This is a genomic window from Marinobacter antarcticus (assembly GCF_900142385.1).
GTDB classification, from domain to species: domain Bacteria; phylum Pseudomonadota; class Gammaproteobacteria; order Pseudomonadales; family Oleiphilaceae; genus Marinobacter; species Marinobacter antarcticus.
Genome location: NZ_FRAQ01000002.1, coordinates 414,027 through 430,007 on the forward strand (window position 1 = coordinate 414,027; position 15,981 = coordinate 430,007).

Annotated in this window: 12 protein-coding genes; 4 read left to right on the top strand and 8 right to left on the bottom strand. The window is 53.9% G+C overall.

The genetic code is table 11. From position 1 onward, the window contains the following. Positions 1-15 precede the first annotated feature (15 nt). On the top strand, positions 16-1,377 hold the full coding sequence (gene gorA / locus BUA49_RS13280; protein ID WP_072798429.1) for a glutathione-disulfide reductase: 1,362 nt from the start codon (positions 16-18) through the stop codon (positions 1,375-1,377). A gap of 47 nt (positions 1,378-1,424) precedes the next feature. Here the strand turns inward: gorA and BUA49_RS13285 are convergent, their stop codons facing one another. Genes BUA49_RS13285 through BUA49_RS13295 form a run of 3 tightly spaced genes read right to left on the bottom strand, consistent with a single transcriptional unit; the run spans position 1,425 to position 6,449 of the window. After that, positions 1,425-3,377 (bottom strand): ATP-binding protein, encoded by a 1,953-nt coding sequence (locus tag BUA49_RS13285; RefSeq protein ID WP_072798430.1) that lies wholly within the window; start codon positions 3,375-3,377, stop codon positions 1,425-1,427. Continuing rightward, positions 3,370-4,332: an ABC transporter substrate-binding protein gene (locus BUA49_RS13290; RefSeq protein WP_228704489.1), complete on the bottom strand. Its 963-nt coding sequence runs from the start codon at positions 4,330-4,332 to the stop codon at positions 3,370-3,372. Before BUA49_RS13290 ends, BUA49_RS13285 begins: the two co-directional genes overlap by 8 nt. A gap of 35 nt (positions 4,333-4,367) precedes the next feature. Further along, positions 4,368-6,449 (bottom strand): TonB-dependent receptor plug domain-containing protein, encoded by a 2,082-nt coding sequence (locus tag BUA49_RS13295; protein WP_139248787.1) that lies wholly within the window; start codon positions 6,447-6,449, stop codon positions 4,368-4,370. A gap of 209 nt (positions 6,450-6,658) precedes the next feature. On the opposite strand from BUA49_RS13295, the gene BUA49_RS13300 reads away from it, so the two are divergent. Continuing rightward, on the top strand, positions 6,659-7,108 hold the full coding sequence (locus BUA49_RS13300; protein WP_072798434.1) for a hypothetical protein: 450 nt from the start codon (positions 6,659-6,661) through the stop codon (positions 7,106-7,108). 13 nt (positions 7,109-7,121) lie between these two features. Here BUA49_RS13300 and BUA49_RS13305 read toward each other — a convergent pair whose 3' ends face one another. From BUA49_RS13305 to BUA49_RS13320, 4 genes are all read right to left on the bottom strand, one after another. After that, positions 7,122-8,123 carry a bile acid:sodium symporter family protein gene (locus BUA49_RS13305; RefSeq protein WP_072798687.1) on the bottom strand — a complete coding sequence of 334 codons (1,002 nt, stop codon included), beginning with the start codon at positions 8,121-8,123 and terminating at the stop codon, positions 7,122-7,124. Between the two features lie 11 nt (positions 8,124-8,134). Continuing rightward, the gene (locus BUA49_RS13310; protein ID WP_072798436.1) at positions 8,135-8,803 is read right to left on the bottom strand and encodes a FadR/GntR family transcriptional regulator; all 669 of its coding nucleotides are present in this window, start codon (positions 8,801-8,803) and stop codon (positions 8,135-8,137) included. A gap of 66 nt (positions 8,804-8,869) precedes the next feature. Then, positions 8,870-10,351: a flavin-containing monooxygenase gene (locus tag BUA49_RS13315; protein ID WP_072798438.1), complete on the bottom strand. Its 1,482-nt coding sequence runs from the start codon at positions 10,349-10,351 to the stop codon at positions 8,870-8,872. A 105-nt stretch (positions 10,352-10,456) separates the two neighbouring features. Next, positions 10,457-11,356 carry a LysR family transcriptional regulator gene (locus tag BUA49_RS13320; protein WP_072798439.1) on the bottom strand — a complete coding sequence of 300 codons (900 nt, stop codon included), beginning with the start codon at positions 11,354-11,356 and terminating at the stop codon, positions 10,457-10,459. Positions 11,357-11,484: 128 nt separating this feature from the next. On the opposite strand from BUA49_RS13320, the gene BUA49_RS13325 reads away from it, so the two are divergent. Beyond that, positions 11,485-13,104, top strand: a complete 1,620-nt coding sequence (locus BUA49_RS13325; RefSeq protein ID WP_072798441.1) for an NADH-quinone oxidoreductase subunit L — start codon at positions 11,485-11,487, stop codon at positions 13,102-13,104. Next, complete coding sequence (locus tag BUA49_RS13330) at positions 13,101-15,611, top strand: YbcC family protein (RefSeq protein ID WP_072798443.1); 2,511 nt, start codon at positions 13,101-13,103, stop codon at positions 15,609-15,611. Before BUA49_RS13325 ends, BUA49_RS13330 begins: the two co-directional genes overlap by 4 nt. Here BUA49_RS13330 and BUA49_RS13335 read toward each other — a convergent pair. Continuing rightward, positions 15,602-15,874: a YebG family protein gene (locus BUA49_RS13335; protein WP_072798445.1), complete on the bottom strand. Its 273-nt coding sequence runs from the start codon at positions 15,872-15,874 to the stop codon at positions 15,602-15,604. The genes BUA49_RS13330 and BUA49_RS13335 overlap by 10 nt on opposite strands. Positions 15,875-15,981: the final 107 nt, after the last annotated feature.

Sequence of the window (15,981 nt, forward strand, 5' to 3'; positions counted from 1 at the left end):
GCAACAGGAGACACTGTGTCTGACAGCCAGGATTATGATCTGATTGTTATTGGTGCCGGTTCCGGCGGCGTGCGCCTGGCGCGTATGTCAGCCGGGCGGGGTGCCCGGGTAGCGGTAGTCGAATCCCGCTATCTCGGCGGTACCTGTGTGAATGTTGGCTGCGTGCCCAAAAAACTGTTTGTTTATGGGGCCCATGTCAGAGACGAACTGGAAGATGCAGCGGGTTATGGCTGGGATGTGCCAATGGACGGTGTCAGCTTCGACTGGCCCACGCTTGTTGCCAATAAAAACACCGAGATAGAGCGACTTAATGGCATTTATGGCCGCCTGCTTGAGAGCGCCGGCGTTACCATTATTGAAGGCACTGCATCCATAAAGGATCCCAATACGGTTGTTGTGGGTGATAAGGAATACACAACGGCGCACATAACTGTGGCGACAGGTAGCTGGCCGGTGGTTCCGGACATTCCGGGTAAGGAATGTATCCTCACGTCGAACGAGATGTTTTATCTGCCGCAACTACCCAGGCAGGCGTTGGTCTGGGGAGGTGGCTACATCGCGGTTGAATTTGCAGGCATTCTGGCTGGCCTTGGTGTTGAGACCACGTTGCTTTATCGCGGCGATCTGTTCCTCCGCGGTTTTGATAACGATGTTCGTCGGTTTACCGAGCAGGAAATGCGCAAAAAAGGCGTCCGGCTTGAGTTCGGTGTAACGATTGAGTCTGTAGAAGCCGAGAACTCCCACTACCGGGTCAAACTCAGTAACGGAGACGTTATGGAGACCGGGCTTGTTATGGCGGCAACAGGGAGAAGGGCGCTGGTAGACGGCCTGGGCCTGACCGAACTGGGTATCGAGCTTAATGCTTCCGGGCATGTGGTGGTGGATGATTATTTCCAGACTTCAGTACCTTCGGTAACGGCTCTTGGTGATGTTATCGGTACGCCACAACTTACACCGGTGGCGCTCGCGCAGGGGATGGTGCTTTCCCGCAGGTTGTTCGGGGATGGTGAGGGTGAGATGGATTACACCGCGATTCCTACAGCCGTTTTCTGTCAGCCCAATATTGGTACGGTGGGGCTAACGGAAGAAGAATCGCGGGAAGCAGGGTATGCCGTGAGAATCTACCGCTCTGAATTCCGGCCTATGAAGTATGTTCTCAGCGGGCGCGATGAACGCTGCCTGATGAAGCTTGTCGTCGATGACGCAACGGATCGCGTGCTTGGCGCCCACATGGTCGGACCGGATGCCGGCGAAATCACTCAGGGGCTTGCTGTGGCAATCAAGGCCGGTGCAACCAAAGCTCAATTTGATTCAACCATGGGTATACACCCAACATCCGCCGAAGAATTTGTCACAATGCGAGAGCCGGTCGGCTGATCTGAACAGGGGCCCAAGGAAGGGCTCAGCTTTCTATCGGCCCTCTATCAGTCTGTCGTCAGACTGACCCAGCGCGCCAAAACCTCCCGCAGATTTTCCTTTCGCACTGGTTTGGACAGGTAGTCATCCATGCCACTTTCAAGGCAGTTGTGCTCTGTACCGGGCAGTGCATCGGCGGTAAGGGCGATGACAGGCGTTCTGCCCAGGCCGTTGTCAACTTCCCACTCACGGATATAACGTGTTGTTTCATAGCCATCCATTCGCGGCATCTGGCAATCCATAAGAATCACGTCATAACCCGGATCGCTGGTGCGCACTTTGTTCAGCGCTTTTTTGCCGCTTGTGACAGCGTCCGTGTAAAAACCAAGGCGGTCTAACAACGCGACTGCAATGCGCTTATTTACCGGGTTATCTTCAACAACCAGAGCCCTCTTAGAGAGGGTGCCTTCGGCTTGTTCCGTTGTTTCAGGTGTCTCAGGTATTTCTGCCTGAGATGCCAGCTCCAGAGGCAGCTCAAAGCGGAATGAAGAGCCTTTGCCTGAGTCTGTTTCTACCTGAATGTGTCCTCCAAGAAGTTCAACCAGACGCTGCACCAGAGACAGCCCGATACCCGAACCGCCAAGGCCCCTCGCATCGCCAGCATCCAGTTGTTCGAACGAGCTGAAGATGTCCGTGAGGTGTTCATGGGGGATTCCGGTCCCTGAATCACTTACGGAACAGTTGAGAATAATGAAGCCATCTTCAACGCCAAAGCAGCCTGCCCGAACGTTTACAAAGCCCTCATTGGTGAATTTGATCGCGTTATCGAGCAGGCAGGCAAGAATCTGCCGAAGCCTCGGCGCGTCTCCTGTTACCTGGGGCACTTCTGGCCAGTCGCCGCAAAAATTGAGCGTCAGCGCCAGTCCCTGTTTTTCGGCGACATGACGGAATGACGCAACGCAATTTGTGATGAGGGTTCGCAGATCGAACACTTGCTGTTCGAGGATGATCGCGCCTCTATCCATATGGGAATAGTCAAGAATATCGCTTATGACTGTCAGAAGATCTTCAGTGGATTGTCGGGCGGTTTGCAAATAATCCTTTTGTCTGGGGCTAAGCGCTTCCTCCTGGGTCAGGTCAATCATGCCTAGTACACCGTTGAGAGGTGTGCGCAACTCATGGCTCATGGTTGCCAGAAACTCGGATTTGGTATTGCTTGCGATCTCCGCCTTTTCTCTGGCAAGCTCCGAGGCGGCGAGTGTTTGCTCTCGTGATGCTCGCAGAGCGCCGAGGCGCTCTGCCAATTCGTTGAGCTGTTGCTCAATGGTGATAACGTCCCGGGAGTTACGCCGTATGTCTATCCTGGTAGTCCGGTAGTCTCGCTCAATCAGACGACTGATGCGCCCGGAAACCTGGTGGATAGGCGAAAGGATTGAGCTAAGCGAGTGCTTGATCACCAGAATAGTAAGCAGCAGCACCGAAAACCCGACTGCAACAGACGTCCAGAGTATATCCTGGCGACGTGCCTCCAGAACGTTATCGCTGACACCCACCTGAACAGTGCCGACTCGCAGTGCACCTGATCCGTATCCATATTCCGGCTCGAACCATTGGGTTTTCCTGTCTGTCTCAAACGCCAGTGGCTTTTGAAGAATCTCGGCTTCATAAACCTTAAACTCACCCGGCAGTTCAAGCGTTTCGGTATTGTTATGCGCCACCAGGCCAATCTGCTCGCCGACCACGTCGGTTACGCGAATCCAGTCCGCCTTGCTGTACCGGATGGACTGAGAAAGAATTTCCTGCAGCGCCAGCGTGTTTCCGGATACAACGGCATACTCGAGAGAAGATGCCAGGCTGTCAGCCAACAATTGGTTACTGTCAGAAAGATCACGTCTGGCATCTTCCAGCCGCGCAGAGGTAAAGAATCCGATCAGGGTTATAAACATTACAATGGCGGGCAATGCGCCCAGCAGCAAGAGCTTGTGGGAAAGCGGCGTGCCGGCGTTAGTGTACTTACTCATCGCCTTGCTCCCCTCTATTTTCTAACTTCGATTCAACGGCTTTGGCGATCTGTTCCCTTGATGCCAGAGGAATATTGAGGGATCGGGCGACCTGTTGGTTGATCTCTACCCGAAAGCTGGCGGGATAATCCGGTTGCGGGAATGTTCCGGTTTCAAAGAATTCCTGCAGATATCTGGCTGCCATCTCGGCCATGACCGGGAAGGGTGCATAGCCGGATGCCAGAGCACCGGCTTTGACATAGGCCTGGCTTGGGCCGATGACGATCCTGTTTCTGCGATAAGCGGTCAGAAGAACGTGTTTTATAGTTCTGGGGTTGTATATGGTGTTGTCTGGTGCGGCCAGCAGAAAATCGCCGTAACTCAACGCCCGGGTGAGTGTCGGTATGAGTTGTTTGTCATCGTCCACGATGAATAGTCGGGCCTCAAGGCCGTACTGGGGCAGCTGATCAATGAGGGCGTCGTAAAGTTCAGCAGAACTTGTGGTTGCAATCAGTGCGATCCGGACAGCCTGTGGAAGAATAGCTTTTCCGATCAATGCTTGCCGGAGCAACGGAATGTCGTAATAGACTCCGGAAATTTGCCCCGGTGACCGGTTTGCAAAACCGTCAAGAAAATCCTGAGCTGCCAGCAGTGCAAGCACTGGGGCGTTGCGATTCGCCTGACGAATGCGGGAAAATGCGCCGGGGCCGATCGTTACAATGGGGGCATTGTCTATCAGCGCTGCTTGTTTATCCGAAACCAGAATCAGGTCCCGTTGGCTGCCGAGGTATTTCTCAAGAAGGCTTTTTATATGCTGGTCCAGAGTGACATTACCCGAGCCTGCCAGATAAACAGGTGCATGATCATTATCCTGTGCCTGCGCAGACGCTGTACCGACAAGTATTGCCGTTACTATCAGAGTCTGAAGGAGTGTGGCTGCAGCCCACCTCCAAAATAAAACGACGTTTTCTGTCATACCATCCCGGGTCAGAAGCATTCCCTGATTGGAGGTCAGAAGCGGATACCTGCTTCCAGAAAGAGCTGATTTTGATCCTCGATATTATTATCAATGCTCATATCCGGATCTGTATTCATGTAATGCTGCATAGTCACAGCAAACTCCGCCGTATAACGAGGCTGAAAAATAGATTTTGCCAGACGAAGGTCGAGGCGCTCAAACCGGGACTCCTTGAGTTGATCTGCCCAGTAAAAGGCGGTGGAGCCTTTCAGGCCAAACGGTAAGTTCTGAATTAATGCGATACTACCGGAGTGCCTTGCCGAGAGTCGTCCCAGAAGGTCTACCTTGTACTGCTTTTCATCCTTGTTGATAGCATCGTCAGAAGAAATTTCCGGACCGTTGTACCAGTCATCCTGGTCAAGATAGCCGTAGCTGACTCTGAATGTTGTTCCGGGGTACTCCATGGCAGCTTCAACTTCAAAGCCTTTCTGGTCGATATCAACGTTATTGTCGATCGTCCAGTCTTCAAAACCGATGATACCGCTAATCATATCTCGCATTTTGTCCTTGAATACCCTGACTTCCAGAGAGAGTTGACCTCGATCCATAGGAAACTGCCCGAAGTAACTGATCTCTCTCGATATAATGTTCTCTTCTTCAAGTTTTCCGCCCCGGGTAACGAGAGTATTTTCTACCCGATAGCCTTCGAACGAAGCGTATTGTGTCGGCCGGACATCTCTCAATGTAAACCCGTAATCCGGGTTTTGCTCAAAACCGTCCGGTGTGCGCACGGCTTTCGAATACACGAACCTTAGCGCGTGGTTGTTTCCAAGCGTGAAATTTGCCGCAAGCCGAGGTGAGAAATAGCCCTCATTGGTGGTTGTCGTATGCTCCCAGTTACCGCCACCATTCAAGGTAAGCCAGTTGATAGGGGTGTACTCCAGATTGCCAAATACCCGCGACTGATAGTCGTTTCCCCGTCCGTTGAAAAACGTCTCAGAGCGATAGGTGTCTTTGCGGTAGCCCAGCCCGGTGACGAGCTTCAGGTTATCACTGAATAACAACGTATCCTGAAGCTCGAATTCCAGCCTGGAGTCTTCGGAGTCTGAGTTTACATTGGCGGTTAGTGGGGTACCGCCTGATTGAAAGCAGTTATTAGCGTCGTCAAATACATCGGCACCGTTGGCGAGGCAATTTACGACTGATTCGGGTACTTCTATGGGCCAGCGCTGTCTGCGATCGAAGTTCTCGAAGTTCACCTGGACGTGGAAAAAATGGGTTCTCGATGTCGTGAAGTTAAGCTGTGTCTGGAGATAATAGTCCCGCACGTCAATGTCCGGGTTGCCAGTAGCACCGAGTTCGCCATTTTTATAAACATCTTCTTCGTTTATTCCATCAACGACGCCAACGCGAATATCTGCGTTAAAACCGGAGTTCACCTTCAGGCGGGAGTCATAGTTAAAAACGTTGATGTCATGGCCGTCGTTAAAAGGTACCCGCTCCCGATCCTCAATCTGATAATCAAAACCGCCGAATTTGCGCTTTTCGAACGCTAACCGCCAGTCGTAGCTTTCGCTGACATCGCCAACGGAAGCAAAGGTGCGGACGTAGTTTCTGGAACCGCGAACAACGCGAACCTCTGTACCAGGTGTGTCTGCCGGGTTGCGGGTAATGAAGTTGATTGTTCCCAGAAAGGCATTAATGCCATAGGCCGCTGAATTCGGTCCCCGGCTTACCTCGACTCTTTCAATGAGTTCGAGCGGGACTGGCATGGTTTGCCAGTCCATATCAGAGAGGGTGGCGCGGTGCGCGGTCCGGCCATCGACCAGTACCTGCATGCGCCGTTGTTCATAGTGCACTGTGCCGTGATAGGTTGTGACCGGCGTGCTGCTGCCTACCTCTCCCACCACCATGCCCGGAACCAGACGAAATATCTCCACCAGGCTCATAATGCCCAGATCACGAATCATCTCGCCATCGATAACCGTGGTCGTTCCGGGAACCCTTGTTTTAGGCTGACGCAGTCGGGTGGTCGTGAGTACTTCTGGTATCTCGTCGTTGAATCCGTAGAAGCCAACCTGATCAGGTTCGTCGGAGAGCGACTGGGCAGCGGCCGGCGCTGGGCTAAGCAGCATAGAGCCCAGAAACCCTGTCGCTACAAAACCCAATGCGCAAGAAGAATCGGAACGCCATTGACTGTGTTTTTTGAAATTCGTAACGGGCATAGGTGTCGTTCTATAATTGCCGAGTTAAAAGCGAAGCTATGTTTTCGCTATCGTATTTGACGACACGTCATTTGTCTCTCAAAAATGTAATCAATCACAAGGGTGGGAGTAAGCCTGATATGAATGGCAGGGAAATTGGTCGCGAGCTGGACGCCTCGGAGAGCCAGGTTGTCCGGGAAGTGATAATTCAAATCAAGGCGCTTCTGAACGATTCCGGCAGGACGCGGGATGCGGGTATATGGAAAGCGATACTCTGTGAGCCGCCGGCTGATCAATTGCCTCTGCGCCGGGAAATCGGCCGGCAACTGGAACCACAGCTTCATCCGATGGCCGAAAACGGCAGCTTTCCAGCGCCGGTAGTGCACTTCTTGTCGGAATGGTTTGACTGGAACAGCCTTCAGGATGTCGTAGCCCAGGAAGATGAGGTCAGCCATCCGGAGCCGGGCGTGGCAGCAGAGGGTGTAGGTTCAGAGTCTCCACAAATGGTCAATTTCTGGCCAGCTGTTATTGGCTGGGTTATCGGGCTTGTTATACTCGCCACTCTGTTTGGCGGTATGGGCGGCGGTTGAAACCGCCGCCCATTCACTGCGCTTCTGTTTCTGTAGATTTGGACTCAGCGATTTGTTCCCGGTATTTCTGGGCCAGAATGGCGCCGAGAATTACTTGAACCTGGTTGTAGCACATAATTGGTAAAACAATCATGCCGAACCCGGGGTGCCCGGAAAACAGCACTTTTGCCATGGGCAATCCGGAAGCCAGGCTCTTTTTAGAGCCGCAGAAAACAACCGCTGCTTCGTCTTCGAGACTGAACCCGAACCGCCGCACCAGAAACCTCGCGAAAAACATAAACAATGCCAGTAGCCCGATACATAGCAGTATTGTGAGAACAATGGCTTTCACCGGCAGATTTTGCCAGAGACCGCTTGCCACAGAATGTGAGAAAGCAGAGTACACGATAAGCCAGATAACACATTTATCGTACCGCGCCATAAGGCCTTCGTTGCGTGCCAGGTAGCCTCCCAGAATGGGGCGCATGGCGTGGCCGACCGCAAACGGCAGCAGCAGCTGCAAGACGATATCTTTCAGGGCTTCGCCCACTGCAAAATCTCCGCTTCCTGCAGAACTGACGAGCAATAATAGCAGGAAGGGCGTCAGCATCATGCCAAACACATTGGATGCAGCGGCACTGCAGATAGCCGCGGGTACATTACCTCTGGCTATAGCGGTATAGGCAATGGATGAGGAAACGGCGGAGGGCAATACCCCCAGGTACAGAAAGCCAAGCCCCAGGTCTGCCGGCATCCACGATGGGGCAAAGCTGCTTATGCCGTTAATGGGGAGCACTACGAGGGGGAAGAACACGAACGTTAGTGCAGTGATCAGTATGTGCAACCGCCAGTGCGATGCACCCGCAACGATCTGTTCCCGCGATAACGCTGCGCCATGGAAGAAGAAGAGCAGGGCGACGGCTACAGTTCCGGCACTTGCCAGCAAATTTCCGGCAGCGCCTGTAGCTGGCAGAAATGAAGCCAGGACAATTGCGCCAAGTAGCAGAACAGTAAAGGTGTCTGGCCTGAACTTCATAATCAGGAGCCTCACTTCCGAAGAGCCTTAAGGCTGGGCGCAAGAAGGTTTTGGGCAAGCTTTTCGGCTTTTACCGAATCCTGACGACGCACGGCGGCCAGAAGCAGTTCGTGGTCTTCCTGAGAGGGCTCCGGTAAGTCTGCGTCATTTTCTGTGCGTTCAATCGTCTGCGTGATGGCGTGGGAGAAGTAATCGTAAAGCTCCGCCAGTGCCGAGTTGTGGGATGCGGCTACCAGCGCGTGATGAAACGCCTCATCGTGATGAATACGAGCCTCGAGGTTGGCATCGGCTTTCCCCCTTGCATCAAGTGCCATGGTCATAGACCGGAGGTCCTGTTCGGTGCGCCGTTGTGCCGCCAGCTTTGCCGCTTCCGTTTCCAGCATGATCCGGACTTCCAGCTGGTCTGTGAGCTGGGTACGGGCGATGCGCTTGAGGGTTTCCCCCGCATCGCGGGTCGCTCTTACATAGGTGCCGTCTCCTTGCCGGGTTTCCAGCATTCCCACGTGGGCCAGTACTCGCACGGCTTCTCGTACGGTGTTCCTGCTCACTCCCAAAGCCTCGGAGAGATCCGATTCCACAGGCAGTTTGTCGCCCACCAGCCACTGTTCTGTTTCTATGGCGTGTCTCAGGCTTTCTATCGCGGTTTCCACCAGAGAGCCTTTCTGGATTTTTTTCAGCATTAACCTATCATCCGTTTATCTGATCAACCAATCATCCTATGAATGTATGGCGGATGCAAACAGATATTACCCGGCAGGATCAAGGAACTGATAGTCCGCTGTATCCACATGGCGCGTAGAAAAACGGTACGAAAAGGTAAAGCCAGGCCAGTTCAGTGTGTTTTTGCCGTTGGCATCAAGGTACCAGGAGGAGCACCCGGAGCTCCACACGCTGCCTTCAAGTCCCTCCTGAACAACACTGGAATACTGTTCCAGGCGATCTTTGCGTACATCCATGGCTTTGCCTGGGTGCATTTGCAGGGCCTCCAGGCAGCCAAGTACATACTGGAACTGGGATTCCAGCATGTAGAGAATCGAGTTATGGGCCAGGTTGGTATTTGGTCCGTAGAGCATAAACAGGTTTGGGAAGCTGGAGACCGTAATCCCTTTGAATGCAACAGCGCCATCCTGCCAGGCTTCGTTCAGCGTTACACCACCACGCCCGGTTACACGAATCGGTGACAGAAACTCCGAAGCACGAAAGCCGGTACCAAGGATGATGGCGTCAACGGGGTAATGCCTGCCGGATAGCGTCTGAACGCCGGTGCTATCAATCTTTTCGATCGGGTCCGTGACAAGATCCAGGTTGGGCTGGTTAATGGCCGGATACCAATCGTTGGAAATCAGAATTCGCTTACAGCCAATCTGATAATCCGGAATGATGTGCTTGAGTTTTTCCGGATCAGTGACGTGTTTTCTGGCTTCCTTCTTTGCTTGCCACGCAAAGATGTCCAGCAAGCGATGGAAGCGCGTGAATGCCAGCCCCCGACTTTCGTTCTTCCAGTAAATCAGATAGCGGTACAGCCGGTCCCAAGCGGGAATGGCCTTGAACAGGGCTTGCTCCCAGTTTTTGAACGGCCGGTCTGGCTTTGGCAGAACCCAGGCGGCCGAGCGCTGAAACAGGGCGAGAGAGTTAACCTTGTTGGCAACTTCAGGGACAAACTGGATAGCGCTTGCTCCGGTGCCGATAACCGCAACGCGCTTGTCCTTGAGGTCGTAATCATGGTTCCAGCGGGCCGAGTGAAAGCAGGCACCTTCGAAATCGCTCATGCCCTCGATATTGGGCCACGCAGGCTGGTTCAGTTGGCCGGTTGCCGTTATGACCACTTGCGCTTCCAGCGTTTCACCGTCGGTAAGCCTTAGCGTCCAGAGGTTGCGGACGTCGTCAAACACGGCGTCAGCGACTTCGCATTTAAAGCGAATCTGTTCGCCGAGGTCATATTTTTCAACACAGTGCTCCATATAGCCGAGCAGTTCATGCTGCAGACCGAATTTTCGGGACCAGTCGTGTTTCGGCTCGAAAGAATAGGAGTAAAAGTGTGACTGAACATCACAGGCTGCGCCGGGGTACGTGTTGTCTCGCCAGGTACCGCCAACGCGGCCAGCTTTTTCCAGCAACGTGACATTCCCGAAGCCGGCTTTTTTTAGCTGAATCGCCATGCCGAGGCCGCCAAATCCCGTTCCGATTATGATGATCGATGGCTGCGTAACGTTGTTTTGCTGAGTCATACCGGGTGATCCGACCTTTATTGTATTTATGACGACTTGTTCAGTATACGTATCTGCTGTGACCGGAGTCATGGCTGTTTACGACAGAGTTGATGGTCAGAATGATCAATTCAGGGGGCGCATCATAAAGTCTTCGACCGGCTGTGAGAGCAGCTCGCGCAGGGCCGGGCTTTCGAACTGGCGGCGGATACTGATTGCATAGAACTCCTCGTAGACTCCCGGCAGAGCTCCGTAGTCAAAAAGATCCCCGTTTCTGAGCTCATCCCGCACCACCACCGGAGGTAAAACGGCGAAGTGCCCCGAATCCCGGGCGAGCAATCGCATCATGGCCATATCATCCACTTCTGCAACCAGCCTGGGGCGCACTTTGTGGTATTCACACAGCTGGTCAAAGGCTTGCCGGATATTATTGTCAGCGCCAGGAACGATCAGGCTGCGCCCCTCGAGAAAGTCGGGAAAGGTCACTTTCTGGCCGGATTCCGGGGGCCCGATAATGCTTACAGGCTGTTTTGAGATCAGCCGGGAGCGCCAGGGGTTGGCTTCATCACCGCGTACTGGCTGATTGGAAAGAATCAGATCAAGCCTGTGGGCGGACAAGCGCCTTAGTAGCTCGTCAATATCACTACTTTGCAGGCTGAACTCAAGATTTTCCCGCCCCAGTAACGGGTGCAGGAACGCTTCCTGAAAGTTCCTGGATAGCGTTGCCACGGCTCCGATACGCAGCACCTCCCGGTTTACCTGTGTACCGGACGCAAATACTGCAGCAAGCTCCTCTCCCTGACGGAATATTTCTTCGGCGTAGGAAAACGCCATTCTTCCTGCCTCGGATAGCTTGAGGCGGCGGCCCTCTCGGATAAACAGATCATGCCCAAGACTAGCTTCCAACTTGCGTATCTGTCCGGACAGCGCTGATTGCGAAATATGCAGTGCATTTGCTGCCTGGGTGAGGTGGCCTGTGCGGGCAACCATCCAGAAATAATAAAGATGGTGGTAGTTAAGCTTCATGCTCAGAGCTCTTCAGATCGTTCTTAAAAAGAGAACATTAAGTTCAGTATAAACCATTTTTTATATCAGTCTATTGTCGGCAAAGTACATGGGGAAGCAAGTAAAGAGAAATCAGGAGAAAGGCACCCATGAACGATCTCGCTTTGTTTTTATCAACACTGTTTCTGCTGGCCTGGCTGGCGGCACCTGCTGCTTTGTTGACGCTTGCTGGCTTCAGCGCCTGGACCCGCAACCCGCTGAAGTTGAACCACTGCTGGCGCCTGGCGGAAAAACTGCTGGTGTTCTCAATGGGTACCACGCTTTTGATTTCGGCAGTGCTCCTGTTTGATCTCCAGAGCGGCTCCTCTAACAGCTCGCTGGCCGTGCCTGGCCGCTGGTTTGGTCTTTTCCCCACCGGCGTGGCCGCCTGGATGGCGGTGATGGTGGGCTTTGTAGGCTGGGTGATTCTGCGTTTTTCGGAGCGTTACCTGCGTGGCGACCCCGGCCGTGAGCGTTTCCTGCCATGGTTTCTGCTGACGATAGCCTGTGTTCTGATTCTGGTTATGACCAACAACCTGCTGGTTCTGGCCGGTGCCTGGGTAGGAGTCAGTATTTCCCTGCATAATCTTTTAACTCTCTACCCTGAAAGACCGCAGGCGCGGATGGCAGCCGTGCAGAAGTTCATTGTCAGCCGGGCAGGGGATGCGCTCGTGGTCGCCGGTGTGGTTCTGCTGTATATCCATCACGGTACTTTCTATCTGCCGGATATGATCCAGGCACAAAGCGCTGCGCCATCGTCTTCACTCCCACTGACGCTTGCATCGGTAGCACTTGCTCTGGCTGCCATTCTCAAGTGCGCTCAAATTCCGTTTCACGGCTGGCTATTGCGAGTTATGGAAGCGCCGACTCCGGTATCTGCCCTGTTGCATGCGGGTGTCATCAACCTGGGTGGATTTCTCTGGCTGCGTCTTTTCCCGGTCTTTGAAGGCTTCACGGCCGGTCACCTTATTCTGCTGACCATTGGCGGGCTTACTGCGGTTATCGCGGTGCTCACCATGATGACCCAGTATTCAGTGAAGCACGCACTTGCTTGGTCTACTTGTGCGCAGATGGGCTTCATGCTTTTCGAGATCGGAATGGGGGCCTACACACTTGCACTGTTACACCTGTTGGCCCACTCACTCTATAAAGCGCATTCGTTTCTTGCCTCTGGCAGGACTGTCAAAGCGTCTGCGGTTGGTATCTTTGCCCAGCAGCGTTCTTCCTCGGGCCTGCTTTGGGCGCTTTTGACCGGTGGTATCGCAGCACTCATCCTGTTGCAGGCTCCCGGCCTGGTTGAGAGTAACCTGGTGTTTGGTGCATTACTGGTGCTTGCGGTCTCAAGCGCGGTGATTGCAGTGCCGGCGGGCGCGACGATTGCATCAAAAACCCGCATTGCCTTGCTTGCCCTGCTTCTGGTTCCCGCTTATGGCGTGCTGCATGCTCTGGTCGGGCCGGCGGTGCCTGTGCACACAAACTTCGATACACCTCTGGTCGCTTATGCTATCGCGCTGGCGCTCATGATTACGCTGGTCACGGTCTCAGGGCTGATCTTGCACGGTGGTCGTAACCGGTTTACGAGCAACCTGTGGCGTCACTTCAGCAAGGGGCTTTACCTTGAACTGATGCTTGACCGGATTACCCACCGCCTGGCGTCTGAAGCACTGAACGCCCCTGGCATGCTCAAGAGAATTCCCCATCATCCGTTCACCATGGAGAAGAGATCATGATGGATTCCAGCGCAGCTGTATCCGCAACCGTTATGGACGATAGTGGTTTTCAGAGCGCCATAACACGGGCCTGTGAGTTGATTGCGCCGATCTGGCCACTAGACAGCTGGATTGCTGTTAACCCTTTCTGGGGGCTTCGTGATCTGCCGGTAAAGCGCGCCGAGCGCATGTTGGAGCAAAGAGCCAACTTTTCCTTCCTTATGCCGGCAGCGTTTTACCGTGAGGCTTGGGAGGGTGGCAGGATTTCTGATTCGGACTTGCAGGAGAGCCTGGACGAGAGCGGCATACAATCCGGCCTTCAGCCACTGTTCGATCTGCTGAAGCGTGGCGAACAGGCTGGGGAGTCCTTTCGCTTCTCGATTCTTGATGTGTTTCCGGAAAGCGCAGAAGGCGTTAAGGCTTCCGATGCGGTGTGCGATGAAATCGGACGTCTTTGTGGCGCATTTTTTGACGCACGCCAGGCCCGTTGGTCGGCATCCGGAAGCCGAGACGGCCAAGGTGGGTTCTTTGAATTCTGGCTTGAAGCCGCGCGGCAAGACCTTTCGCTGGACTACAGAACGGGTATTGCCGGAGCTCGCGAACAGCTCAAGGCATTTCCTGAGGCCCGGTTACAGGCCGTAGAAAAAGCTGTAGCCCTGATTAACCTGAGCGCTGACGAACTGGAGGTGCTTTGCCATAATCTGCTGATGCGGGTGCTTGGCTGGGCCTCATGGAGCAGCGGCGTGGACTGGCGCGCAGGCCTTGCTGGAGATGACTCCGAAGCAAGAGAGTCCCTGCTTTCCGCTTTGCTGGTGTGGGAGTCTGTTGCACTTGAATGTGCATCGGTTGACCAGATTGCGGCGAGGGCAGAGGCGTGGGGGAAAGTTCGCCGGACTCTGCAAAGAGGCGGCGCCGATGGCTCCGGTGGTCTGGATGCTGCGAACGACCCGGAAGAAAAGCTGCTCTGGATCTGGCAGCGTGCCTATGAGATCGGGTATCAGCGGGCGCTCATGCATATAATTCGTGAGCGCCCTGGCAAAGAATCCGACGTCAAGATTTCAGAGACTGAAATTGATATTCAGGCGGTTTTTTGTATCGACGTGCGCTCCGAGGTGATGAGGCGCCATCTGGAGAACAACAGCCCTCAGGTGCGCACATTGGGGTTTGCCGGCTTCTTTGGTTTGCCTGTTTCACATCAGAGCCACGGCCCCTTTTCAGAGGTCCAGCGATTACCCGGGCTGCTGGCACCGGCGTACCGGCTGATTGACACTGAGGGCAGTTCCGAAGGTGATAACGCGCTGAATCGCGAGCTTGATCAACGGGAAATAACCAGGGAATCCGTGCGCAATGCCAAGTACAGCAGCCTTTCGACCTTCACCCTGGTGGAGACCACGGGCCTCGCATGGGCCTGGAAGCTTTTCAAAGACAGTATTCATCAGAAGAATGTCGGAAAGCCCGTAAAGCCGGGCTCGTTAAAAGGCACTCTGGTACACCATCTCGGAGGCGACCCTCTGGCAGTACCAGAGAAGGTTAAGCTGGTCGCGGGTTTTCTGCAGGGAATGTCCCTGACTCGCAACTTTGCTCCCTTGCTTGTGTTCGTTGGCCACGGCACACAAACAGACAATAACCCTAATCATGCAGGTATGGCCTGCGGTGCCTGCGGTGGCCAGAGCGGTGGTGTGAACGCACGGCTGGCAGCTGCACTTTTTAATGACTTGCAGGTACGCGAAGGTCTTGCAGCAGAGGGTATTCACATACCGGACACTACCTTGGCGGTTGCGGCAGAGCACTGCACGGTAACGGATGAGGTAACGCTGTTTGATCAGGAGTCTGTGCCAGCTTCTCACCGGGCATTGCTTTTGGAACTGCAGGCCTCGTTTCTGAGTGCCGGACGAGAGGCAAGAAAGGAAAGGGCAACACCGCTGAAGCTCAATGGGCTTGAAGACAAAGAACTGCTGGTTGCTATGCACCAGAGAGCTGTGGATTGGTCAGAGGTTCGGCCTGAGTGGGGCCTTGCAAATAATGCCGCCATTATTTTCGCAAAGCGGGATTTAACCCGGGGAAAGAATCTGTCGGGCAGAGTGTTTCTGCATGACTATGATCCTGATCTGGACACCGAGGGCCAGGTTTTGGAGGCGCTGATGTCGGCGCCCATGATGGTGGCAAACTGGATCAACCTTCAGTATTTCGCGTCGGTTACGGCACCGGAAGTTTATGGCGCCGGGAACAAGCTGCTGCACTCCGTGGTTGGCGGAAACCTTGGTGTTATTGAAGGGAACGGAACAGATCTGCGTATTGGCCTGCCATTACAGTCCGTGCACGATGGCATCTACTGGCGCCATGAACCGCTTCGTCTCACCGTTTTGATTGATGCCCCCAGGGAGCGCATTCAAGCAATTGTTGACCGCCAGCCTGATGTTGCACGGTTAGTCCGCAATCAGTGGCTGTGGCTGCACAGAATGCTTCCCGGGGGTGAGCAGGAGCGGTTTGATAAGGGGGTATGGCACAGCTGCTCAGGTTATTCCTGAGCAGCGTTCAGGAGTTCGGGCTTTTTCAGAGCTCTCTGAAAGAGATCTTTGTCCTCGGCGATGGCCATGGCGCATTTTTCGGCCATGTCATCGCCCAGGCCCTCAACTTTCCGGGCCAGGAAAACCTGAATTTCTTCCGCCAGTTCCAGTATTTTATCTCTGGCATCGGCGTCTGCTTTTGATGTGAAAAGCATGGTCTCAGGGTTTTTTAGTGCCATATCCAGGCCGTCCCTATCGGAAAAATAGACTGCTTGTACCGCCATGGTCATTCCTCGCAGTGAATGTGCGTAATACTGTATGAAAATACAGTGTACAGAATGGAGCGTGCCTGACACAACATTTGTCCTGATTACCCCTCAATGCTGTTCAA